Genomic DNA, 21,161 nt, shown 5'->3' with positions numbered 1-21,161 from the left:
AATGGGGGTTCTGCAAACCGCCGAAACACGTGTCCGCAAGAAGGCCGAAGCTCTCGGCGAGGCAGTCACCGCCGCACCGCGTCAGCGCGTTGCCAAACCGCGTTCGGTACCGAAGGACGAACTGCCGCTCGGCCAGATATTGGCTGGCGATTGCGTCACGGCGATGCGCTCGATTCCCGATGCCAGTGTGGACATGGTCTTCGCCGATCCCCCCTACAATCTGCAGCTGGGCGGCGATCTCGACCGGCCCGATGGCAGCCGTGTCGATGCGGTGAACGATCATTGGGACAAGTTCGACAGCTTCGCCGCTTATGACAGCTTCACACGCGCATGGCTGGCCGAAGCGCGGCGCATCCTGAAGCCCGACGGGTCCCTGTGGGTCATCGGGTCCTATCACAACATCTTCCGCGTCGGCGCGACGCTGCAGGATCTGGGGTTCTGGATTCTCAACGACATCGTGTGGCGCAAGAGCAATCCGATGCCCAACTTCAAGGGCACCCGCTTCACCAACGCGCATGAAACGCTGATCTGGGCGAGCCAGGGCGAGAAGGCGCGCTACCACTTTAACTATCGCGCGATGAAGACGCTGAACGACGAATTGCAGATGCGTTCGGACTGGGTGCTGCCGATCTGTGGCGGGCATGAACGGCTGAAGCATGACGGCCGCAAGGCCCATCCGACGCAAAAGCCGGAATCGCTGCTCTACCGCGTGATGCTGGCGACGACGGAGAAGGGCGACGTCGTGCTCGACCCGTTCTTCGGCACCGGCACCACGGGCGCTGTTGCCAAGCGCCTGGGCCGTGAATGGATCGGCTGCGAGCGGGAGGATTTCTACCGCGACATTGCAACGGCGCGCATCGAGAAGGAGCTGCCGCTCGACGAAAGCGCGCTCGAAACCATGCAGGCGAAAAGAAACGCGCCGCGAGTTGCCTTCGGTGCCCTGGTCGAGAACGGCTTTATCGCGCCCGGCACCCAGATTTTTGACAAGAAGCGGCAGTGGACCGCCACTGTTAGGGCCGACGGCTCGCTGGTGCATGGCAAGCAGACCGGCTCGATTCACGGGCTTGGCAAGGATCTCCAAGGCGCGCCAAGCTGCAACGGCTGGACCTTCTGGCACTTGGAAAAGGACGGCAAGATCGAACCGATCGACAGCGTGCGGCAGCTTTACCTGCTGGCGACAGAGGACTGAGACGCAGGCGCATGGACAAGGTCTATCTTCGGCCCATCGGCCTTGCTGCAAGCCCGCAGTCTGAAGAAGGCAATGCAATCCGCATCGGCGGCGGGATGGTCTATGCTCACCGCGTCGCCGTGGTCCTGCGGCGGGACGATCGTGTGGTCGAGCGCTGGCTTTCCGACGCCGATGGGATCGCCGCAGTCCTGGGGCAACTGCCTGACAGCGTGGGCGAGGATGCAGAAGCGCAATGGGCGGGGCTGCGCAGCGTTCATGCGCCCCTTACCCTGGGGCAGCGGACGATCAGGCTCGATCAGCCGCAGGTGATGGGCATCCTGAATGTCACCCCCGACAGTTTTTCCGACGGCGGCAAGTTTCTGGATAATGCGGAGGCAGGCCGGGAACACGCTGCCGCCATGCTGGAGGGCGGGGCGGCGATCATCGACATCGGCGGCGAGAGCACCCGCCCCGGCGCACCCGCCGTTTGGGAGGGGGACGAGCTTGAGCGCGTGATCCCCGCAGTAGAATATTCCGCCGGCATGGGTGCCGCCATCAGCGTGGACACGCGCCGTCCCGCTGTGATGGAGGCGGCGCTGGACAGGGGCGCGCACATCATCAACGATGTCAGCGCCCTTCGCCATGATCCCCGCAGCCTCGAACTGGTTGCCGCACGGAATTGCCCGATTGTTCTGATGCACGCGCCGGGCGCAGATGGAAGCAGTCTGCACGGCGATGCCGATTACGGCAACGTGGTGTACGATGTGTTCGACTGGCTGGCCGCCCGCCGCGACGCGGCGCTGGAGGCGGGCATTTCCGCCGCCAACATCATCCTCGATCCGGGCATCGGCTTCGGCAAGTCTCTTGCCGACAATCTCGCGCTGCTGAATGCGCTTCCGCTGTTCCACGCATTGGGTCAGCCGCTGCTGCTCGGCGCCAGCCGCAAGCGGATGATCGGCGCCTTGTCGAACGAGGCCGCAAGCCACCAGCGCCTCGGCGGCAGCATCGCCTTGGCAGTGAAGGGGATGGAAGCAGGCGTTCACATCCTGCGCGTGCACGATGTTTTCGAAACGGTTCAGGCCCGAAATGTCTGGCGCGGCATGCGCGATGCGGCGCTCACGGATTTCAGCGATCTGCCGACCGATTGATTGATTGCCGCAAGACGCGGGTTGGATAGTCAAACCTGCACCTCAGCGCGGCGCATCATCTGACCTCAGCCATTCGCAAGATTCATATCAGAGCCGCGTAGCGGTCGGCCCGCTCACGACCCCGCAAGCGGTTTTGGATCCGGCCGAAGAGATGTTGCTGCTTGCTACCCTGTACCGCCGCGTTTTTCATTAAATGCTCAGATAATGCTCATGTAATTCACCGACCTCTCTTCCAAGCTTGGCGTCAGCAAACGAGGAGTCGAGAGATGCAAGAGAGTTCGAGAAACAGGGCACATTGGAACAGCGCGCCGTGGCGAATCGCGGCTTTATCGATTGCGGGCGGTCTCATGCTCCTGCCCATTGCGGTGCAACTCACGCATGGTCACTTCGGGTGGAGCTTCGGCGATTTCGTAGGCATCACTATCATCCTCCTTTCCGGCAGCGCGATCTTTGATGTGGCTGCGCGCAGATCGCCTAATTTCGCCTATCTGGCAGGCGCAGGAGCGGCTCTTGCGGCAGCTTTCGGGCTGGTGGTGGTGAATGGAGCCGTCGGGCTGGTCGGGTCCGAGGACGAGGCGCACAACGCCTATTTCTTCACGGCCATATTGGTTGCAATCTTCGGCAGCATCATGGCCTGGGGTCAGGCAACGCACATGGCCAAGGCGATGCTCGCGGCGGCAAGCGTCCACATGGCCGTCAGTATGGCCCTTCTAATCGAAGCGAACGGCACCTCGGATGGCAATCCGCAGATGGAGGTAATCGGTCTGAGCGTCTTCGCCATGCTTTGGCTGGCTTCTGCATGGCTGTTTCGAAGAGCATCGAACCAATAGGGTCATGAAGGGCGGCTTGGCTTTTCGGGTCTTGCCTTGTGCAAACTGCCATGGGAGCGCCTATTCGCCAGCCAACGTTGCGTGGAGCCCTGCGCAAGCGTTTTCCAACTACAGCGAATAACCGCCGTCGCTCACCAGCACGCTGCCGGTGATATTGGCCGACAGGTCGGATAGCAGGAAGCCGATTTCGCCAGCCAGTTCATCGGGTGTCGCGAATTGGCCGCGCGGCGTCGTGACGGCCATCTGCTTCAGCACGGTGTCACGCCCGTGTGCTGCGACATTCTTCCGGAAATCCTCGCCGCTGTCCCATATCGCCGTATCGACACCGCCCGGTGCGATTGCGTTGACGCGGATGTTGTCCTTCGCGACCTCGGCTGCGGCAATGCGGGCCATGTGGGCGACACCGGCCTTGGCGACCCCATAGGCCCCGATGCCGGGCACCGGTTTCACTCCGGTCACCGAAGATGTGACAACGATACTTCCGCCGCCCGAGGCGCGCATGGCCCGGATAGCGGTCGACATGGTCAGGAAGGCGCCGTCGAGGTTCACATTCATGACACGGCGCCAATCCGCAAAGGACTGCTCTGCCATTACTCCGCTGGCACCGATCCCGGCATTGGCAAGAGCGCAGTCCAGACCCTCCAGTTCGGGCTCCAGCTTCTGCCAGAAAGCGGGATCAGCCACATCGGCTTCATGGCAATCCGTTTCGCAGGAAAGGCCAAGGCCTCGTAATCCATGCCCGTCGCGATCGATCAAAATCAGGCGCGCAACCCCGCGCCCATCCAGCCAACGCGCCACGGCGGCACCGATGCCCGACGCTGCGCCGGTAATCAGCGCGGTCTTTCCTGCGAACTTCACGATGTCATCCATGCCGCAAGGCTAGTCGCAGCAGCAATGCGCGGCAAGCAGGGTTTACCCCTTGGCTGCTCCCGAGCCGCTCCGTCGGTGGATAAATTGAAACGAGTCGCAAGCCGGTCAGTTACGAGACCATGCACTTGCCCGATATCGATATCTCGAAGGGGGAGTTGCGCGATGCCACGCGCCTTGCCTTCCAATCCGCTCTGGCTGCCGCGATCATGTTCTCGCTGATGAAAGCAACCGGCATGCCCGAACGCTTCATTGGTGTGCTGAGCGCCGTCATGGTCATTCAGCCGACGGCCGGGGCCGCGATGAGTGAAGCGAAAGACCGGTTCGTCAGCACGGTCGTGGGTGCAGCGATCGGCTTCGCATGCCTCACATTGATGCCCTCCGGCTACGGCACGGCAGCGGCATTGGCCCTGTCCATGCTCGCGATCAATTTCGTGGCTGGCTTCAAGTCCGAATGGCGATACGGCACCGTTGCCGCAGTCGCACTTGCCCTTGGTTCTGATTCCGATGTGATGCAGACCGCCATCGATCGCAGCCTGGCGATCGGTGTCGGGGTCGTAATCGGCACATTGGTGTCGCTGATCGTCTGGCGCGAGAGTTCCGAGAAGAGGGCGATGCGCCATCTGCGCCGTGCGATGAATGCGCTGGCCGACTATGTGGATCAGGCGATCGACCGGGTCGGAGACAAGGATAAAAGCGACAAGGATGCCCGCCGCAATTATGACGAGAACATTTCTGCCGCCCGGGACGCATCCAGTTCGATTCATATGAACGACAGCGCATTTTACGACGACCAGATCGACAATGTGGACCAGATCTGGGGTGCCGCGCGTTTCATCAACCGGATCGGGAAGGAAGACGATTCCTTCGGCGAAGAACTGATCGACAAGATCGATGCCATCAAGAAGAACAGCTGCAAGGTCCTTACGGCCTTGGGCAATGAAGAGAGCCCCGAGAGCGGCACGCTGAACGAAATCGACAAGGATGTGAAAGAGGCCAGGGCCGTGGCGCTGGGAGGCGAAGGCGAGGGCAATTTTCACCACGCAGCCAAGGGAGCGCTGATCTTTACATTAGGACAATTGGCCGATGCGTTGCGCGATCTGACTGAGGAGATGTCCAACCGGCAGCACGCGCATTAGCGTTCGCGCAGGCTTCGGTCAGGCGGCGTCGTCTATTCCAAGATCGCCAAGCTTGCGGTAGAGTGTCGAGCGCCCGATGCCGAGGCGACGGGCAACCTCCGTCATCCTTCCGCGGTAATGCCCGATGGCAAGGCGGATCACGTCTGCCTCGATTTCTTCCAGCGGGCGCAGATTGCCATCATCGGTGTAGAGAAGGACGCCGACCCCTTCCTGCGTAATATTGCGCGCTTCGTCGGTGTCGCCGATCAGCTTCAACAGCTGCGGGAAACTTTCAGGTGTCAGTGTCTCGCCATCGCAGAACACCGCAGCGCGGAACAGGACGGTTTGCAACTGGCGCACGTTGCCCGGCCAGCCATAAGCGGCCAGCATGGCCAGCGCGCTGTCCGAAATCGAGAGTGCGACAAGACCGGGCTGTTCACCGATCCGCGCCAGGAAATGCCGGGCGAGGGCCGGAATGTCGCCGGTCCGTTCGCGGAGCGGCGGCAGGACGATGCGCGTGGAGGAAATGGCATCCACAAGCCGGGGTTCGAACAGCCCCTGCGCAGCAAGATCACCCAGCGGCAGATTGCTGGCGGCAACCAACCGGACATCGACCTTGAAGCCATGCTTTGCGCCAACTGGCCTGACAATGCCTGTTTCCAGCATTTCAGCCAGGCGGACCTGCAGGCTTTCTGGCAGGCGGTCGATCTCGTCCAGGACCAGCGTGGCCCCGTCGCTGCTTTGCAAGGCACCAACCTGCCGGTCGAAAGCACCCGGGAAAGCATTCTGCTCATGCCCGAACAGGATCGATTCAATGGAATTTGCTGGTACGCTGCCGATATTGATGAGGCGCAGCGGCGATTTCGATCGGGGGCTGGCGCCATGCATGGCACGCATCAGCATTTCCTTGCCGGTGCCGCTTTCCCCCTCGATCAGCACCGGGCCGTGCCCACGCGCCGCCTTTGCCGCACGGGCCAGCGCCGCGCGAAATGTGGAGGCCGTGCCGATCATGGCGTCGAAATCCAGCTCGGCATCCATCTTTTCGGTCAGAGGTTGCAATTCGTCGCGCGGAGCCTCGCGCCGGGTGGCACTGCGCAGCGCCTGCATCAGGCGGTCGGGAGCGACCGGCTTGATCAGGTAATCGGTCGCTCCGGCCCGCATCGCCTCGACCGCAAGCAGCGGGCTCGCGCTGGCCGTCAACATGAGGATCGGCATGGCCGGACGGCGTTTCTTGAGTTCGGAGATCAGGTCGCAGGCCTCGTCGCCGGGCACCCACTGGTCGAGAATGATGGCAGAAAGCTGCATTCCCTGCCGCGTACCCAGCGTGGCGATCGCCGTTTCCGAATCGCTGACCACAAGCGTACGCCAGCCTTCACGCGCGGCAAGCGCGGTGATGAGCCTGCTTTGCGCCGGCTCATCGTCGATAAGCATCAGCAGGCGATCTTCGCTATCGGCCATAAGTGTCAAACCGTGTCCCAAACCGTCCCGTTGCGGTACGCGTCCCCGGACTACCGGGAACGGGTAAACGTGTGATTAAGCTTGCGAGCGACCGATTTTCTTTGAGCAGTGATGTAGCGGGGATGGCCTGCCTCGGCAACAGGTCCAGTGATTTCGGCTGCTGCGGAGAAATACCGAAAGCTTCGAATGGCCGCCTCTTGAGTGCCGGGCCGCATGGCGGTATCGTCGCACGGATTATCATTCTGCCGAGGAAAAGACGATGAAGTCCGCAAATGACATGAAGGCCGCAGGCAAGACCTACGATGCCTTCATCGCAAATCTCAAATGGTCGGTCCCGCTGATCTGCGTGATCGTGGCGATCGTCGTTCTCCTGATTGCCAGCTAGACTTGCGCATTGCTGCCCTGAGGGAACGCGCCGAGCGTGAATCCCGTGTAGCTCTGACGCCGGAGACGGTGCGGAAGTTTATCGCGCTGGGAGCAGAACTGGTCGTGGAGACTGGAGCAGGGCAGGGCGCGGCCATATCGGACGCCGATTATGTCGAGGCAGGCGCCCGCGTAACGGACAGGGCGCAGGCAGTCGCGGGGGCGGACATCGTGCTTGCCGTTCAGGCACCGGATGCTGCCGACCTGCACGGTGCGAAAGCCGGTGCCATGGTCGCGGCCATCTTCGACCCGTTCAGCCGGGAAGACCGGGTGCGGGATTACGGCGCGGCTGGATATGAAGCGCTGGCAATGGAACTGATGCCGCGCATCACCCGCGCGCAGAGCATGGATGTGCTGTCCAGCCAGTCCAATCTTGCGGGCTACAAATCGGTGTTGCTGGCCGCCAACGCTTATGGCCGTGCCTTTCCCATGATGATGACAGCGGCCGGCACGGTCAGCGCCGCGCGAGTCTTCGTCATGGGGGTTGGCGTTGCCGGACTGCAGGCGATTGCTACCGCCAAGCGACTTGGAGCGCAGGTATCTGCGACCGACGTTCGTTCCGCGACCAGGGAACAGATCCAGTCGCTGGGCGCGAAGCCGATCTTCGTCGAGAATGTGGAGGGCATCGAGGGTGAGGGCAGCGGCGGCTATGCCTCGGAAATGAGCGACGAATATCGCGCCGCGCAGGCCGAACTTGTATCGGCGCATATTGCCAAGCAGGACATCGTCATCACTACGGCGCTCATCCCCGGCAGGCCAGCACCGCGGCTGATCTCCGACAGTCAGATCGCCAGCATGAAGCCCGGCAGCGTCATTTACGATCTCGCCGTGGCGCAGGGCGGCAATGTCGAAGGCAGCCGCGCGGATGAAGCCGTCACGGTTCATGGCGTGACGGTGATCGGCCATGCCAACACGGCAGGCTTGCTCGCGGCAGACGCATCGGCACTTTATGCGCGCAATCTTTTCAACTTCTTTTCCGCCTTCTGGGACGAGGAAAGTGGCCGCCCGCTGCTCGACGACGAAATCGGTGACGCCATCCGCCTGACGCGAGACGGGAAAGTGGTTCACCCGCGGCTTGGACGACAATCGACACCGGAATGAAGCCGTTCCGCTTCCTCAGGCGTTAGCACACATGGGACGTGTTCATGAGGAAGAAACAATGATGAAGTCACTGAAACTCGCTATTCTACCCACCGCTGCCCTGATTGCGCTCGGCGGATGTGCGAATATGCAGACCGGCATGGCCGACGACATGGGCATGCAGACATCGGCCTCGGCCAATGCCGATGTCTCGCTGGTCGGGGGCGCGGAGATGTACGCCAACCAGACCATCGTTCAAAACGCGGTCAACTCTCCTATCCATACCACGTTGGTCAAGGCAGTGCAGGCGGCCGGCCTGGTCGACACCCTGAACAGCGCCGGGCCATTCACCGTCTTCGCGCCGACCGACGAAGCCTTTAACCGGGTTCCGGCGGCAGCACTCAACAGCCTGATGATGCCGGCCAACAAGGCCGCGCTGACGAAGGTGCTCACCTATCATGTCGTGCCCGGCCGCATCACCGCTGCCGACATCGCCGCCAAGATCCGCGCGGGCGGCGGAACCGCCACTTACAATACCGTCGCGGGCGAAGCGCTGACCTTCCACATGCAGAACGGCAATGTCATGATCATGGGCAAGGGCGGAAGCAGCGCCTATGTCACGCAGGCTAATGTCATGCAGTCCAACGGCGTGATCCACGTCGTCAACGGCGTTCTGATGCCGAGCATGTAACAACAGCCGCCTTGCGGCATTTCAGAAGGGCGCCGCTGCCTCTGGGCAAGCGGCGCCCCTTTTTCATCGACAGACACGCGCGGCATGATAGGCTGCTTCCAAACAGGTCCGAACGGGCCGGAGGGGGAGGCTGGGCATGACTTTCATCGCCATTCTGTCAATATTCGTGATGGCCTGCTTTGTCGGCTATTACGTGGTCTGGTCTGTTACCCCGGCGCTGCATACGCCGCTCATGGCGGTCACCAACGCCATTTCTTCCGTCATCATCGTCGGCGCGCTGATCGCCAGCGCCGAGGCCGGCAGCGCGGCAGCCAAGTGGCTGGGGTTGATTGCGGTTGTTCTGGCCAGCATCAACATCTTCGGCGGCTTTGCCGTGACCGAACGGATGCTTGCCATGTACAAGAAGAAGGAGCGGCCTGCGCCTCCAACTGCCCGCGATGATGCGGCAGGAAAGGGCTCGCGCTCATGAGCATTCTGCCGCCACCGCCGCCGCAGGGCGATCTGCCGCCGCCGCCCGCGCTGCCGCAGATCGGGGAAATGATGAACACGCATGCGGTGAACCCCTGGGTGGCGCTCGCTTACCTGATCGCGGGCGTGTTGTTCATCCTTGCTCTGCGCGGGCTGTCCTCACCCTCGACCAGCCGCATGGGCAACCGCTTTGGCATGGCGGGCATGTTGATCGCAGTCGTCACGACGCTGGTCACGCATGACATAGCGGGCTTGGGCGAAACACTGATCGCCATCGGAGTGGGCGGCGGGATCGGCTGGCTGATCGCCCGGCGCATCGCCATGACCGACATGCCGCAACTCGTCGCTGCCTTTCACAGCCTTGTCGGTCTTGCCGCCGTGCTGGTCGGCTGGGCAGCGTTCCTCAACCCTTCGGCGTTCGATCTTCTGGTCGTGGGAGACATCATCCAGGCGGGCAATCTCGTCGGCATCGGCACGACGATTGCCGCTGCCAGCCGGATAGAGATGGCGCTTGGCGTCGCCATCGGCGCCATCACCTTTTCGGGATCGGTAATCGCTTTCCTGAAGCTGGCCGGGAAGATGAGCGGTGCGCCGATCCTGCTGCCGGGCCGCCATGTCATCAATCTCGGCATCATCGTCGCGATCGTGGTGCTCACTGCGCTGTTCGCCACAGGCAATGTCGCGCAGGGCGAATATTTCGCGGCGCTGACGGTTCTCGCCTTCATAGTCGGCTTCCTGCTGATCATCCCGATCGGCGGGGCGGACATGCCGGTGGTCGTTTCCATGCTGAACAGCTATTCCGGTTGGGCGGCTGCGGCGATGGGCTTCACCCTGCACAATACGGCGATGATCATTACTGGCGCTCTCGTCGGCTCGTCCGGCGCGATCCTGTCCTACATCATGTGCCGGGCGATGAACCGCAGTTTCATCTCGGTCATCGCGGGCGGCTTCGGCGCGGACAGCAGCGGCGCCTCGGGCGATGCGGTGAAAACCGACCGGCCCTGGAAGCGCGGCAGCGCCGAGGACGCGGCCTTCATGCTGAAACAGGCGGAGAACGTCATCATCATTCCCGGCTACGGCATGGCAGTGGCACAGGCCCAGCATGCTCTGCGCGAAATGGGCGACATGCTGAAGGCGGAAGGCGTCAATGTGAAATACGCCATTCACCCCGTCGCCGGCCGGATGCCAGGGCATATGAATGTCCTCTTGGCCGAAGCGAATGTGCCCTATGACGAGGTCTTCGAGCTTGAGGACATCAACAGCGAATTCGCTCAGGCGGACGTGGCCTTCATCATCGGGGCGAACGATGTTGTGAACCCCGCCGCCAAGACGGACAAGGGTTCACCCATTTACGGCATGCCCGTCTTCGACGTCGGCAATGCGAAGACGGTCATGTTCATCAAGCGAAGCATGGGCGGGGCGGGTTATGCTGGCGTCGATAACGAGGTGTTCTATATGGACCAGACAATGATGCTGCTTTCGGATGCAAAAAAGATGGTCGAAGAAATCGTTAAGGCGCTCGACTGATGCGCTTTATCTACCTTGCGCCCCTCGCGCTTGCCGCCCTGCTTTCTGCCGGATGCGTGCAGACCGTCGCGGAAAGCCGGGTGCAGGGCGCGCTGGTCGACGCCGGGCTTTCGGAACGCAACGCCGATTGCATGGCGGGCCGGATGGTCGATCGCCTGACCATCGAGCAGCTTCGCAAGCTGGAGGCGATGAAGGCGCGCGAGGGCGAGCCGACGGATCTCGCCAGCTATGTGCGGCGGGTCCGCAACGTTGGCGATGCCGAGGTCATCAGTGTCACGGCCAGTTCCGCGGCCCTGTGCGCCACGGGCCTTGCCGACTGATCCCTTTGGGTGCTGCTGCCGGTCAGGCAGGCTTCCAGGTCTGCGACCGGCAGAGAAACGCGGCGATGCAGCCCTTGATCTTCAGGGAATTGCCGCTGCGGTAGACATCCGCGTTGAAGTAGCGGCCGTCTTCAGGGCTGTAGCCCTTGCCTTCATAACGATCGCCATCGGGAACGAGGTTCCAGAAGATGCGCATTCCCATGAGCTTGCGTGATCGCTTCGCCGCATCCGGATTTTCCGTGTCGCGCACGCCGCCTGCCGGTTCCGGGACCAGGAAATCGGTGATCCTGCCGCACATCGCGTTGCCGCAGCGATAGAATTCCACGACCGCCCGGCCATCGTCGGTCGTCCATTTCCCGGCGATGCTGGCGGGTGCCGCCATGGCCGAGGCAGGCAGCATGGCGAGGCCGACGGCGAGTATGGGGGCAATCATCCGCATCAGGCAAGTCTCCGAATGTTGGGCGCGGCCAGAGCGGCCACTCACAATGGTCACTGGCCACTGCGGCGGGAAGCATACACTATACGGACCTGCACGCTACAGGGTTGCATTTACCTGGTGCATCCTCGCTGATTGCCCAATCCATTCACCTTTTTGAGGCAGATCGGGAGAAACACCGTCTGTCGTGCATTATAGGCATGCGACCACCGGGCAGAGCCCACAGACCACATCAGAACATCAGGGGATTCGCCTCTTGCGAAAACTGGGCATTATCGGCGGCATGAGCTGGGTGGCGACCCGGACCTATTACGAACGGATCAACAAGATCGTCCAGAGCAGGCTGACGAAGCTGGCCAGTGCGCCGCTTGTCATTGACAGCCTCGACATGACGGATCTTTACGGGCTCGAAAGCGATGCGGACTGGGACCGCGCGGCAGGCATCCTGGCGGAATCCGCCCGCCGTCTGGAGCAGGCCGGAGCAGGCGCAATCCTGATCGGCGCGAATTCGATGCATCGCGTTTATGACAAGGTCGCCGCCGCTGTGCAGGTGCCGGTGATCCATATTGCCGAAAGCGTCGGCGAAGCCATGGCGGCTCGCAAAGTGAAAACCGCCGCCCTGATCGGCACGCGGGATGTGATGACGGAAAGCTTCTACCGGCAGCGGCTGGTATCCCACGGTGTTGATCTGACCGCGCCAGACATGGACACGGTCGAAATGGTCGACGGCGTAATCAACAAGGAATTGATGCTCGGCCGCGTCACCCGCGACGCGGAACGCGCATTGAAGACGATCATCACGCGAAAGGAACAGGACGGTGCCGACGCTATCGTGCTGGCGTGTACCGAGCTGGAACTCGTTGTCGATGTCGACGCCAATGTCCTGCCAATTTTCGATTCCACGCGCATACATTGCGAAGCGGCGGCGGACTGGATGATGAGCGACAGCTTCGCCATTGCCGATGAAGCTTAGTAGCTCAAGACGAGGATCGCTCTAGCCGACGGCTGATGGCCTTGGCGCAGGACCGTTCTTCCGGTTATTCGGTTGATGTTGCCCGATTGTTCCCGTTGTCGGTCTGAGTTTGCCACCCTAGACCGGCGCGGTGTCGAACCGAGCTCCCTACGCTGCCGATCCTGCCCGCTCACGTGGCCGCGAATTGCCAGCCGCTCGGGGCGGTGCGCGGGGCCCGCGCAGCGAATTTCAGCGTGACCGCGACCGCATCATTCATTCAATCGCTTTCCGCCGGTTACGCGGGAAGACACAGGTCTTCATCGCGCCGGATGGGGATCATTACCGTACCCGGCTGACGCATAGCCTCGAGGTTTCGCAAGTCGGCCGCGTGATCGCCCGGACCCTTGGCCTCGACGAGGATCTAACCGAGGCGCTTTGCCTCGCACATGACATCGGCCACCCGCCCTTCGGCCATGCAGGCGAGGATGCGCTGTCGGATTCCATGGCTCGGCACGGCGGTTTCGACCATAACGCCCACACACTTCGGGTGCTGATGCGCCTGGAGAGTCCCTATCCCGATCACGAGGGGCTGAACCTGAGCTGGGAGGTTCTGGAAGGGCTGGCGAAGCATAACGGTCCGGTTTCCACACCCGGTTGGGCATTGGCGGAATTGAATGATGCCTTCCCGCTGTCGCTAGGCCAATTGCCATCGCTGGAGGCGCAGGTGGCAGCGATTGCAGACGACATCGCTTACGACAATCACGATATCGACGACGGGCTGCGGGCAGGTTTTCTCGATCTGGACGATCTGCTGATGCTGGATTTCGTGGCGGATCAGTGGCGAGAAGTCGACCGGCGCTTCCCAGATGCCCCGCATGAGCGCAAGTTGCGGGAGCTCGTACGCAGCCAGATCGGGATCATGGTGAATGATGTGATCGCCACCACCCGCAGTATGCTGAAGGCCAAGAACATATCGTCCGTCGAAGCGGTTCGGGAGGCCGACCAGGCCATCGCCCGCTTTTCGCCGGAAGTGGCGGCGCAGGAGCGCCGATTGAAGGCGTTCATGTACGAGCGTCTTTACCTGCACCCCGAACAGCGCGAAACTGCCGAGAAGGCTCGAGATGTCGTCGCCCGGTTGTTTGCGGCTTATGCGCAGGATGCCTCCCTGCTACCGAGGGACTGGTTGGGCAATCTGCCCGAATTGGAACCCATGCGCAGCCGCCACATCGCGGATTTCGTGGCTGGAATGACTGATCGTTTCGCAATCGAACGCTGCGCGGAAATCTATGGGGTTCGACCGGACGGCCTGAGTAATGTCTGATGCCACGCGCGTGGCGCTGCTCGGGGCTACCGGATTGATTGGGCGCTGCGTCATTCAGGCAGCAGTGGGCGCTGACGATGTCCACCTCGTCGGTATTGCGCGGCGCGAGGTGCCCTTACCGGCAGGTGTGCGGATGGAACTGCTCGTCGCCCAGCCGCAAAGCTGGAGCAGATTGCTGCGTGATCAACGCCCCGCCGCGCTGATCTGTGCCTTGGGCACCACTATCGCCAAATGCGGCGGCGATCGCGCAATCTTTCGCAGCATCGACCAAGATCTGGTTCTGGAAACCGCCCGTGCTGCGCAAGAGAGCGGGGCACAGCATCTTGTCCTGGTCAGCGCGGTGGGTGCAAGCACGCAGAGCCGAAATTTCTACCTGCGTGTGAAGGGCGAGGTGGAGGAGGGGGTGATGCGGCTCGGGTTCAAGCGTGTCGACATTCTTCAGCCCGGCCTGCTGCGCGGCAGGCGCGACGGAGATGTTCGCCCTGCAGAGCGTGCTGCAGCGCTTCTCGGCCCCGTCGCGGACCTTTTTCTGCATGGTCGCCTGCGCAGGCTTCGTTCCATAGAAGCCACCGCGGTTGCTAGGGCCGCGCTGGCCTTGTCGCGGCGGAAGACGGCAGGCCGCTTTCGCCATCAGCATGACGCGATAATGCGTGCGGCTCGAGAATTGTAGAAGACAGCCTTCACATGTGGCAGACCATCTTCGCAATTACCAACTGGATCGCTCTGGCAGGCTGGTTCACCCTGATCGTGCTGCCGCGCAGGCCACTGCCGATGGCGCTGGTGCTTTTATGGCGGCGTGATGATGCTTTGCTTCGCCTATGTCGCGATGCTCGTCGCCCTGCTGACACAGATGGTTGATCCCGTTCCCGTGTCGGGCTTCGAACAACACGGCTTCAGTTATTCCATCGAAGGGCTTCTCCAGCTGTTCCTGTCGGATGGAGGCATCGTCCTTGGCTGGACTCACTATCTGGCGTTCGACCTGTTCGCAGGCCTCTGGATTGCGCGCGATGCCGATGCGAAGGACTTTGCGCGATGGGTGCAGGTTCCGATCCTGCTCGCAACTTTCCTGGCCGGGCCGCTCGGCCTGTTCATCTGGTTGATTGTGCGGGAAAAACGGGCCAGGAAGTCTGCAGCCGCTTGATTGCACTTTGAGCGGCAGCGGCTTGCTTCAATGCAGAGCGCCAAACTGCGAAGCGCCCGCCGGTAAGCCGGCGAGCGCTGTTTCGTCGTTCGCGAATTTCGCGCGACTTACAATTCTTCGTCAACCTCGTCGGCGACGGATTCAATGTCTTCGCCAGCGCCGTCGATGGTGTTGCATGCGGCCGCGCCGAGCGAGAGAACGGAAATGCCGAATGTCAGGATGAGTTTGCGTACCATTTATTCCTCCGATTTATCGTTTTAAGTGCCGCGAATTGAACGCATTATACTGCTGTAGGTTCCTAGAGTTCCAGTGAAGTGGCTTTCTTCTTCCGCGAAAGACGATGTTCGCGCAGTGTAATGGTGAGCCCGGCAGCGACGATCAGCGGGGCGCCCAGCCACAGGGTGACGGGCGGCAGATTGTCGAAAACGAACCAGCCGTACAGCGTCGCCCAGATCAGTGCCGTATAATCCATCACGATGATCGTTGCTGCCGAGCCATAGCGCAGGCTGCTCGTCAGCAGCATTTGCGCCACGGCACCGCAAAGCGCCATGCCGCCGATTATCGCCCAGGTCAGTGCGTCATGCGGTCCGATGACGAAGGGCAGGGCAATGGCCGCCAACGGGGCAGTCATGGCCGTGAACCAGAAGATGATGGAAAAGGGCGTCTCGGTCTTGTTCAGATCCTGGATCTGGAGCGAGATGAGAGCGACCAGAAAGGCAGCAACCAGTCCGACAGCCAGCCCGAGCGGGTCGATCGCGCCGCCTCCGGGCCGAGTTACGAAGAGTACGCCGGCAAAGCCGAGAGCGATTGCCATCCAGCGATAGACGCCGATCTTTTCGCGAAACAGGATCATCGCCAGCAGAACCGCGAACACCGGTGTGGTGAAGCTGATCGTGGTCGCTTCCGCCAGGGGCAGCAGGATGACGGCGCCATAGACGAAGCCCATGCCGATTATGCCGTAGATGGAGCGGCGAAAATGAGCTCCGATCCGCTTGGTTCGCACACTGGCCAGGCGCCCCACTACAGCCAGCCAGCCGGCGATCAGGCAGAAGGTCAGCGCCTGCCGCCAGAACACCAGTTCGGCCAGATGAACACCGCGCGAGGCCGCCAGCTTGACCAGCATCGACATGGTGGCAAGCGCCAGCGCCGTCGCGAGGCGCAGGACAAGGGCAAGGAGAGGGCGTGGAAGCGCGACAGATCCGTCCATGCCGACCGCCATAGGCGCGATCCCCTTGCATTCAACCGCGGACCTGTCGCGGTGCAGGCGGTTTAGCCGCGTACTGGCTTGTTCAAGGTGTCGCTTGTGTCCATATCGCGCGGGACATGGGGCTTACGACCGACCTGACCTTCGCAAGCGATGCCGAGATCCTGGGCCTGTGGGGCATCGCCTTCATCGCCTTGGCGCTGATGGCGCTGCTGGGCGAACGTCGGCGTCTTCGCCGTAACCGGATCGATCAGGTCGGGTGGGTGCCTTGGACCGGGCTGTTCCTGGTCAGCGGCGTTATGGCCGCGGCTTTCCTCACCCTGTCCGTAAAGGGGCTGATTACGGGCTGACCTGTCTCGTCAGAGGCACGCTTCCAGGAACGCCTGATCGAACCCGAACTGGCGTGCTTTTTCAAGCGTGTAGGGGCGCAGGCCGGAACTGCGATATTCGCCCATGATCTTGCCGTCCTCGCCTTCGTCCAGATATTCGAACTTGAACAGTTCCTGCGTGACGATGACGTCGCCTTCCATACCGATGACCTCGGTGATGTTGGTCGTGCGGCGAGAACCGTCGCGAAGACGTTTGACCTGTACGATCAGATCGACCGATTCGGCAATCTGGCGGCTGATGGCTTCCTTGGGAATCTTGATGTCGCCCATCAGGATCATGTTTTCCATACGGCCGAGGCATTCGCGCGGGCTGTTGGCGTGAAGCGTACACATGGAGCCATCATGGCCGGTGTTCATGGCCGCGAGAAGATCGAAACATTCCGCGCCGCGAATTTCGCCCAGGATGATGCGGTCGGGCCGCATACGCAGGGCGTTCTTGACCAGGTCGCCGATGGTGATCGCGCCCTGACCTTCGAGGTTCGGAGGGCGCGTTTCCAGCGGCAGCCAGTGGGGCTGCTGCAGGCGAAGCTCGGCCGCATCCTCGATGGTCAGCACCCGTTCGCCCGGATCGATCATCTTCGACAGGGCGTTGAGCATGGTTGTCTTGCCGGAACCGGTGCCGCCCGAAATGACCACATTCATCCGGCAGGCACCGGCAATCTTCAGCGCCGTCGCCATCTTGTCGCTCATCGAACCGAAATCCTTGAGCATGTCGATCGTGATCGGCTTTTCCGAGAACTTACGAATGGAGATGGCCGTACCGCGCAGCGAAAGCGGCGGCACGATTACGTTAACACGGCTGCCGTCTTTAAGGCGGGCATCGGCCAGCGGCGTGGTCTGGTCGACGCGGCGGCCGACCTGGTTCACGATGCGTTGGGCAATCTGAAACAGGTGCTGTTCGTCACGGAACCGGATCGGCGCCATGACCAGCTTGCCCTTTTTCTCGATATAGGTCTGGTCAGGGCCGTTGACCATGATGTCGGAAATATCGGGATCGTTGAGCAATTCTTCCAGCGGACCAAAGCCGAGCAATTCGTCGATCAGCACCTTTTCCAGCGCGAATTGTTCGCGGCGGTTCAGCGTAACCTTCAGTTCGGCGAGAACTTCCAGAATGATCGGGCGAAATTCTTCGGACAGTTCCTCTTTCGTCAGAGTCGCGGCAGCTTCAGGGTCCACGCGTTCCAGCAGCCGCGGCAGGACCTGTTCCTTGATCTTGTGGACGCTGGCCTCGAACCCGCCGACTTCCACCTGCTCGTGAACATTGTTGGCCCGATCGGCCAAACGTGTCATCGCATCTGCATTGCGGTCATTCGCGATGGAAGGCGTTTCGGGAATGGCACCCTCGCCAGGGAGGGGCGGAAATTGTTCGCCCCCGCTGTCGGGCGACGCGGGTTTGCCGCTGCCGCCCCGCATGGGCTTGGCAACTCCGAAGGATGGCCGTCCGCCCGGCTTCATACCTGCCGGCCCGTTTTTCCGTCCGAATGCGCTCATGCCCCGTCCCTTGATCCTTCGTGTGGGGCTGCATTAGCCAGAAATTGGTAGATGCCGCCTTGTCGGAAATGGTGAATATCGTCGAAACCATTTCGATTTCCTAAACACCCCCTGAAGGAGCGCGCCGTCCTTCCCTTCCGGCGCACTTGCGGCTAGGCGCCACCGGACCACAGTGCCGGTCTTGCCAGACCAGCAGCTTTCCGGGGAAATGCGTGCTTCAGAACGACCGCAGCGGCCTGTTGTTTACCGCAGGCGGCTTTATCCTGCTCAGCAGCGGAGATGCCGTCATCAAGACGATGAGCGGGATGTGGGCACCCACCGCCATCGCGGCGCTTCGCTATGTCGCAGGGGCGATCGGCCTTTGCACCTTGCTGTTCATGGCAGAGGGCAGGGCGGGTTTCACCATGCCGCGTCCGGGTCTGCAATTGCTGCGCGGGGCTGCAGTGGCCTTCGCCACTTTATGCTTCTTTTCCGCTTTGTTCGTGATGCAATTGGCCGAGGCGACGACGATCGTCTTCGTCAGTCCCATCCTGACTGCCGTCCTGGCTCCGCTGTTCCTCAAGGAGAAATCCCGCCGGGCGACGTGGATCGCATCGGGCATTGCCTTCATCGGCGTACTGATCGTGCTTCGGCCCAATTTTTCGGCGCTTGGGCTGGCGGCATTGCTGCCGCTCGGTTCGGCGCTGGGCATGAGCATATTGTTCATGGCGAACCGGGCGGTTGCAGGTGCTGCGAGTCCGTTGGCGATGCAGGCGTTCATCGCCGCTTTCGCCGCCCCAATCCTCGTGGCGGCCGCATTCGTCGGGAACATGAGCGGTATGCCGTCGCTCGAGATCGGCTGGCCGGACTGGACCGTTGTGCTACGCTGCGTTCTGGTCGCGATTTCGGCCAGCAGCGGGCACTGGCTCATCTATATGGGCACGACGAAAGCAGGAGCCGCGACGGTCGCGCCGATGGTCTATGTCCAGCTGCTTGTCGCGGTCACGCTTGGCTGGCTGCTGTTCGGCGATGCGCCCGATGGTGCAACGTGGATCGGCGCCGGGGTGATCATTGCCGCGGGGCTGTATCTCTGGCGTGCGGGCCGCGTCCGCGAAGTTCCGAGACCGGAATGACATCTATTTCGTCCGACGCATTTATCGGGCGAGTTGAACTGCCGGTGCGCGCCTTTAAGGTGCCGGCAATATCTGAACGGGCAGGGCGCGTGCGGCGCTCGTGCCGCCAATCTGGTTTGAAGGGCTGAATTTATGTGCGGAATCATCGGTATCGTCTCGGCAGATCCGGTTGCGGACCGTCTGGTCGACGGGCTGAAGCGCATGGAATATCGCGGGTATGATTCGGCTGGCATCTGCACGCAGGATGACGGCATGCTGATCCGCCGGCGAGCCGAGGGCAAGCTGGCCAATCTGGTCCGCGAACTGGCCGACAATCCTGCTCCGGGCACCACCGGCATCGCTCACACGCGCTGGGCCACGCATGGCGCCCCGACAGCGCGCAACGCTCACCCGCATGCCACGCCGGAAGTCGCGCTGGTGCACAATGGCATCATCGAGAATTTCAAGCAGCTGCGTGACGATCTGCGCGCCAGAGGCCGGACCCTGGAGAGCGATACCGATAGCGAAGTGGTCGCTCACCTTATCTCGGAACAGGTCGAGGATGGCGCCAGCCCGCAGGACGCAGTGCGTGCCGTACTGCCGATGCTGCGGGGAGCTTTCGCTCTCGCCATCGCCTTCCGCAGCCACCCGGACATGATCATCGGCGCGCGGCTCGGCTCGCCGCTCGTGCTCGGCTATGGCACCGATGCTGACCGCCCCGAAATGTTCCTTGGGTCTGATGCGCTTGCGCTGGCGCCGCTGACGCAGCGTATCGCCTATCTCGAGGAAGGCGACTGGGTCGTGCTTCGCCAGGACAGCGTCGAGATCTTCGGTGCCGACAATGCGCCGGTCACGCGCGAGATCACCACTTCGGGTGCATCGGCAGCTGCGGTCGAGAAGGGCAACTACCGGCACTTCATGCAGAAGGAGATCTTTGAACAGCCGACCGTCGTCGCGCAGACTCTCGGCTCCTATCTGCGGCAGAGCGATGCTAGCGTGGCCCTGCCTCAGATCGACTTCGATCTTTCGTCCATTCGCCGGGTCACCATCGTCGCCTGCGGCACGTCCTATTATGCCGGGTTGGTGGCGAAATATTGGTTCGAGCAGTTCGCCCGCGTGCCGGTCGACATCGATGTAGCGAGCGAGTTCCGCTACCGCGAGCCGGTGCTGGAGGAAGGCGGCCTTGCGCTGTTCATTTCGCAAAGCGGCGAAACGGCGGATACTCTGGCGGCGCTTCGCCATTGCCGTCAGGCAGGTCAGACCATTGGGGTGGTGGTGAACGTGCCCACCAGCAGCATGGCACGTGAGGCGGATCTGCTGCTTCCGACTCATGCGGGTCCGGAAATCGGCGTGGCTTCGACCAAGGCATTTACCTGCCAACTCGCTGTGCTCGCAGCACTCGCGGCGCATATGGCTGTTCGCAAAGGGCTGATGGACCGTACCGAGGAACAGGCGGTCGTCGGTCATCTGCTCGAGGCACCGGCCTGCCTCAATGCGGCGCTGGCGCATGACGAGGACATCGAAGCCATGGCTCCGCTCATCGCGCCTGCGCGCGATGTGTTGTATCTGGGGCGCGGGCCCGATTACCCGCTCGCCATGGAAGGTGCGCTGAAGCTGAAGGAAATCAGCTATATTCATGCCGAAGGCTATGCCGCCGGAGAAATGAAGCACGGACCCATTGCGCTGATCGACGACAAGGTACCGGTCATCGTTCTGGCGCCCTCAGGACCATTGTTCGAAAAAACAGTTTCGAACATGCAGGAAGTGCGCGCGCGAGGCGGGCAGATCGTGCTGATCTCGGACCGCGAAGGCATCGAGGAAGCGGGCGAGGGCTGCATCGCCACCATCGAAATGCCGCGAGTCCATCCCTTGATCGCGCCGCTGGTCTATGCGGTTCCGGTGCAGTTGCTGGCCTACCACGTCGCATGCGTGAAAGGCACGGATGTCGATCAGCCCCGCAATCTGGCGAAGTCGGTCACGGTCGAATAACCGGAGCACTAGAATCCTTCATAGGCGTCTGAAAAGGAAGAATACTTCG

General features: G+C 61.9%; 23 protein-coding genes. 17 read left to right on the top strand and 6 right to left on the bottom strand.

The window, feature by feature from the left end:
* The first annotated feature begins 1 nt into the window (after position 1).
* The 3 genes from G7A66_RS02565 (at position 2) to G7A66_RS02555 (ending at position 3,146) form a co-directional block, all read left to right on the top strand.
* Positions 2-1,189 carry a site-specific DNA-methyltransferase gene (locus G7A66_RS02565; RefSeq protein WP_174294150.1) on the top strand — a complete coding sequence of 396 codons (1,188 nt, stop codon included), beginning with the start codon at positions 2-4 and terminating at the stop codon, positions 1,187-1,189.
* 11 nt (positions 1,190-1,200) lie between these two features.
* Positions 1,201-2,316 carry a dihydropteroate synthase gene (gene folP, locus G7A66_RS02560; RefSeq protein WP_174294149.1) on the top strand — a complete coding sequence of 372 codons (1,116 nt, stop codon included), beginning with the start codon at positions 1,201-1,203 and terminating at the stop codon, positions 2,314-2,316.
* Positions 2,317-2,663: 347 nt separating this feature from the next.
* The gene (locus tag G7A66_RS02555) at positions 2,664-3,146 is read left to right on the top strand and encodes a hypothetical protein (RefSeq protein ID WP_174294148.1); all 483 of its coding nucleotides are present in this window, start codon (positions 2,664-2,666) and stop codon (positions 3,144-3,146) included.
* A gap of 108 nt (positions 3,147-3,254) precedes the next feature.
* On the opposite strand, the gene G7A66_RS02550 is transcribed toward G7A66_RS02555, so the two are convergent.
* Positions 3,255-4,016: an SDR family NAD(P)-dependent oxidoreductase gene (locus G7A66_RS02550; protein ID WP_174294147.1), complete on the bottom strand. Its 762-nt coding sequence runs from the start codon at positions 4,014-4,016 to the stop codon at positions 3,255-3,257.
* Positions 4,017-4,135: 119 nt separating this feature from the next.
* On the opposite strand from G7A66_RS02550, the gene G7A66_RS02545 reads away from it, so the two are divergent.
* Positions 4,136-5,152: an FUSC family protein gene (locus G7A66_RS02545; protein WP_174294146.1), complete on the top strand. Its 1,017-nt coding sequence runs from the start codon at positions 4,136-4,138 to the stop codon at positions 5,150-5,152.
* An 18-nt stretch (positions 5,153-5,170) separates the two neighbouring features.
* On the opposite strand, the gene G7A66_RS02540 is transcribed toward G7A66_RS02545, so the two are convergent.
* On the bottom strand, positions 5,171-6,589 hold the full coding sequence (locus G7A66_RS02540; protein ID WP_174294145.1) for a sigma-54-dependent transcriptional regulator: 1,419 nt from the start codon (positions 6,587-6,589) through the stop codon (positions 5,171-5,173).
* 259 nt (positions 6,590-6,848) lie between these two features.
* On the opposite strand from G7A66_RS02540, the gene G7A66_RS02535 reads away from it, so the two are divergent.
* From G7A66_RS02535 to G7A66_RS02510, 6 genes are all read left to right on the top strand, one after another.
* Positions 6,849-6,974: an aa3-type cytochrome c oxidase subunit IV gene (locus tag G7A66_RS02535; RefSeq protein ID WP_174294144.1), complete on the top strand. Its 126-nt coding sequence runs from the start codon at positions 6,849-6,851 to the stop codon at positions 6,972-6,974.
* Positions 6,975-6,976: 2 nt separating this feature from the next.
* Positions 6,977-8,113 (top strand): NAD(P) transhydrogenase subunit alpha, encoded by a 1,137-nt coding sequence (locus G7A66_RS02530; RefSeq protein ID WP_174294143.1) that lies wholly within the window; start codon positions 6,977-6,979, stop codon positions 8,111-8,113.
* A gap of 139 nt (positions 8,114-8,252) precedes the next feature.
* On the top strand, positions 8,253-8,783 hold the full coding sequence (locus G7A66_RS02525) for a fasciclin domain-containing protein (RefSeq protein WP_232366598.1): 531 nt from the start codon (positions 8,253-8,255) through the stop codon (positions 8,781-8,783).
* A gap of 136 nt (positions 8,784-8,919) precedes the next feature.
* Entirely contained in the window at positions 8,920-9,252 is a 333-nt protein-coding gene (locus tag G7A66_RS02520) for an NAD(P) transhydrogenase subunit alpha (protein ID WP_174294141.1), read from the top strand.
* A 71-nt stretch (positions 9,253-9,323) separates the two neighbouring features.
* Complete coding sequence (locus G7A66_RS02515; protein ID WP_174294201.1) at positions 9,324-10,778, top strand: NAD(P)(+) transhydrogenase (Re/Si-specific) subunit beta; 1,455 nt, start codon at positions 9,324-9,326, stop codon at positions 10,776-10,778.
* Positions 10,778-11,098 (top strand): hypothetical protein, encoded by a 321-nt coding sequence (locus tag G7A66_RS02510; protein WP_232366597.1) that lies wholly within the window; start codon positions 10,778-10,780, stop codon positions 11,096-11,098. Before G7A66_RS02515 ends, G7A66_RS02510 begins: the two co-directional genes overlap by 1 nt.
* Positions 11,099-11,120: 22 nt before the next feature.
* Here the strand turns inward: G7A66_RS02510 and G7A66_RS02505 are convergent, their stop codons facing one another.
* Positions 11,121-11,531 carry a DUF2147 domain-containing protein gene (locus tag G7A66_RS02505; RefSeq protein ID WP_206675032.1) on the bottom strand — a complete coding sequence of 137 codons (411 nt, stop codon included), beginning with the start codon at positions 11,529-11,531 and terminating at the stop codon, positions 11,121-11,123.
* Between the two features lie 259 nt (positions 11,532-11,790).
* Here G7A66_RS02505 and G7A66_RS02500 point away from each other — a divergent pair, with 259 nt between their 5' ends.
* The 4 genes from G7A66_RS02500 (at position 11,791) to G7A66_RS02485 (ending at position 14,948) form a co-directional block, all read left to right on the top strand.
* Positions 11,791-12,507 carry an aspartate/glutamate racemase family protein gene (locus G7A66_RS02500; protein WP_174294139.1) on the top strand — a complete coding sequence of 239 codons (717 nt, stop codon included), beginning with the start codon at positions 11,791-11,793 and terminating at the stop codon, positions 12,505-12,507.
* Positions 12,508-12,637: 130 nt separating this feature from the next.
* Positions 12,638-13,807, top strand: coding sequence for a deoxyguanosinetriphosphate triphosphohydrolase (locus tag G7A66_RS02495; RefSeq protein WP_174294138.1), 1,170 nt, complete (start codon positions 12,638-12,640; stop codon positions 13,805-13,807).
* A complete protein-coding gene (locus G7A66_RS02490; RefSeq protein WP_174294137.1) occupies positions 13,800-14,477 on the top strand; it encodes an NAD(P)H-binding protein in 678 nt (225 codons plus the stop codon). Before G7A66_RS02495 ends, G7A66_RS02490 begins: the two co-directional genes overlap by 8 nt.
* Positions 14,478-14,606: 129 nt before the next feature.
* Positions 14,607-14,948 (top strand): abscisic acid-deficient protein Aba4 family protein, encoded by a 342-nt coding sequence (locus tag G7A66_RS02485; RefSeq protein ID WP_332310471.1) that lies wholly within the window; start codon positions 14,607-14,609, stop codon positions 14,946-14,948.
* Positions 14,949-15,055: 107 nt separating this feature from the next.
* On the opposite strand, the gene G7A66_RS14375 is transcribed toward G7A66_RS02485, so the two are convergent.
* Complete coding sequence (locus tag G7A66_RS14375; protein ID WP_269748142.1) at positions 15,056-15,184, bottom strand: hypothetical protein; 129 nt, start codon at positions 15,182-15,184, stop codon at positions 15,056-15,058.
* A 62-nt stretch (positions 15,185-15,246) separates the two neighbouring features.
* Positions 15,247-16,155: a DMT family transporter gene (locus tag G7A66_RS02480; RefSeq protein ID WP_174294136.1), complete on the bottom strand. Its 909-nt coding sequence runs from the start codon at positions 16,153-16,155 to the stop codon at positions 15,247-15,249.
* A gap of 116 nt (positions 16,156-16,271) precedes the next feature.
* Between G7A66_RS02480 and G7A66_RS02475 the strand changes: the two genes are divergently transcribed.
* The gene (locus G7A66_RS02475) at positions 16,272-16,502 is read left to right on the top strand and encodes a hypothetical protein (RefSeq protein ID WP_174294135.1); all 231 of its coding nucleotides are present in this window, start codon (positions 16,272-16,274) and stop codon (positions 16,500-16,502) included.
* 9 nt (positions 16,503-16,511) lie between these two features.
* Here the strand turns inward: G7A66_RS02475 and G7A66_RS02470 are convergent, their stop codons facing one another.
* Positions 16,512-18,032: a CpaF family protein gene (locus G7A66_RS02470; RefSeq protein WP_174294134.1), complete on the bottom strand. Its 1,521-nt coding sequence runs from the start codon at positions 18,030-18,032 to the stop codon at positions 16,512-16,514.
* Positions 18,033-18,244: 212 nt separating this feature from the next.
* Between G7A66_RS02470 and G7A66_RS02465 the strand changes: the two genes are divergently transcribed.
* Both G7A66_RS02465 and glmS read left to right on the top strand, forming a co-directional pair.
* On the top strand, positions 18,245-19,144 hold the full coding sequence (locus G7A66_RS02465; RefSeq protein ID WP_174294133.1) for a DMT family transporter: 900 nt from the start codon (positions 18,245-18,247) through the stop codon (positions 19,142-19,144).
* Between the two features lie 132 nt (positions 19,145-19,276).
* Positions 19,277-21,112: a glutamine--fructose-6-phosphate transaminase (isomerizing) gene (glmS, locus tag G7A66_RS02460; RefSeq protein WP_174294132.1), complete on the top strand. Its 1,836-nt coding sequence runs from the start codon at positions 19,277-19,279 to the stop codon at positions 21,110-21,112.
* The last annotated feature ends 49 nt before the right edge of the window (positions 21,113-21,161 follow it).

Source organism: Alteripontixanthobacter muriae, assembly GCF_013336795.1.
Classification (GTDB): Bacteria; Pseudomonadota; Alphaproteobacteria; order Sphingomonadales; family Sphingomonadaceae; genus Pseudopontixanthobacter; species Pseudopontixanthobacter muriae.
Note: the sequence above shows the minus strand (reverse complement) of the source record. Positions and strands in the feature narration are given on the sequence as shown.

Excerpts from the sequence above, each read along its gene's own strand:
- G7A66_RS02535 (WP_174294144.1), top strand. The coding sequence starts at position 6,849 with ATGAAGTCCGCAAATGACATGAAGGCCGCAGGCAAGACCTACGATGCC.
- G7A66_RS02510 (WP_232366597.1), top strand. The coding sequence starts at position 10,778 with ATGCGCTTTATCTACCTTGCGCCCCTCGCGCTTGCCGCCCTGCTTTCT.
- glmS (WP_174294132.1), top strand. The coding sequence starts at position 19,277 with ATGTGCGGAATCATCGGTATCGTCTCGGCAGATCCGGTTGCGGACCGT.
- folP (WP_174294149.1), top strand. The coding sequence starts at position 1,201 with ATGGACAAGGTCTATCTTCGGCCCATCGGCCTTGCTGCAAGCCCGCAG.
- G7A66_RS02470 (WP_174294134.1), bottom strand. The coding sequence starts at position 18,032 with ATGAGCGCATTCGGACGGAAAAACGGGCCGGCAGGTATGAAGCCGGGC.
- G7A66_RS02550 (WP_174294147.1), bottom strand. The coding sequence starts at position 4,016 with ATGGATGACATCGTGAAGTTCGCAGGAAAGACCGCGCTGATTACCGGC.
- G7A66_RS02485 (WP_332310471.1), top strand. The coding sequence starts at position 14,607 with ATGATGCTTTGCTTCGCCTATGTCGCGATGCTCGTCGCCCTGCTGACA.
- G7A66_RS02555 (WP_174294148.1), top strand. The coding sequence starts at position 2,664 with ATGCTCCTGCCCATTGCGGTGCAACTCACGCATGGTCACTTCGGGTGG.
- G7A66_RS02520 (WP_174294141.1), top strand. The coding sequence starts at position 8,920 with ATGACTTTCATCGCCATTCTGTCAATATTCGTGATGGCCTGCTTTGTC.
- G7A66_RS02475 (WP_174294135.1), top strand. The coding sequence starts at position 16,272 with ATGGGGCTTACGACCGACCTGACCTTCGCAAGCGATGCCGAGATCCTG.
- G7A66_RS02565 (WP_174294150.1), top strand. The coding sequence starts at position 2 with ATGGGGGTTCTGCAAACCGCCGAAACACGTGTCCGCAAGAAGGCCGAA.
- G7A66_RS14375 (WP_269748142.1), bottom strand. The coding sequence starts at position 15,184 with ATGGTACGCAAACTCATCCTGACATTCGGCATTTCCGTTCTCTCGCTC.
- G7A66_RS02525 (WP_232366598.1), top strand. The coding sequence starts at position 8,253 with ATGGCCGACGACATGGGCATGCAGACATCGGCCTCGGCCAATGCCGAT.
- G7A66_RS02490 (WP_174294137.1), top strand. The coding sequence starts at position 13,800 with ATGTCTGATGCCACGCGCGTGGCGCTGCTCGGGGCTACCGGATTGATT.
- G7A66_RS02505 (WP_206675032.1), bottom strand. The coding sequence starts at position 11,531 with ATGATTGCCCCCATACTCGCCGTCGGCCTCGCCATGCTGCCTGCCTCG.
- G7A66_RS02480 (WP_174294136.1), bottom strand. The coding sequence starts at position 16,155 with ATGGACGGATCTGTCGCGCTTCCACGCCCTCTCCTTGCCCTTGTCCTG.
- G7A66_RS02515 (WP_174294201.1), top strand. The coding sequence starts at position 9,324 with ATGAACACGCATGCGGTGAACCCCTGGGTGGCGCTCGCTTACCTGATC.
- G7A66_RS02540 (WP_174294145.1), bottom strand. The coding sequence starts at position 6,589 with ATGGCCGATAGCGAAGATCGCCTGCTGATGCTTATCGACGATGAGCCG.
- G7A66_RS02545 (WP_174294146.1), top strand. The coding sequence starts at position 4,136 with ATGCACTTGCCCGATATCGATATCTCGAAGGGGGAGTTGCGCGATGCC.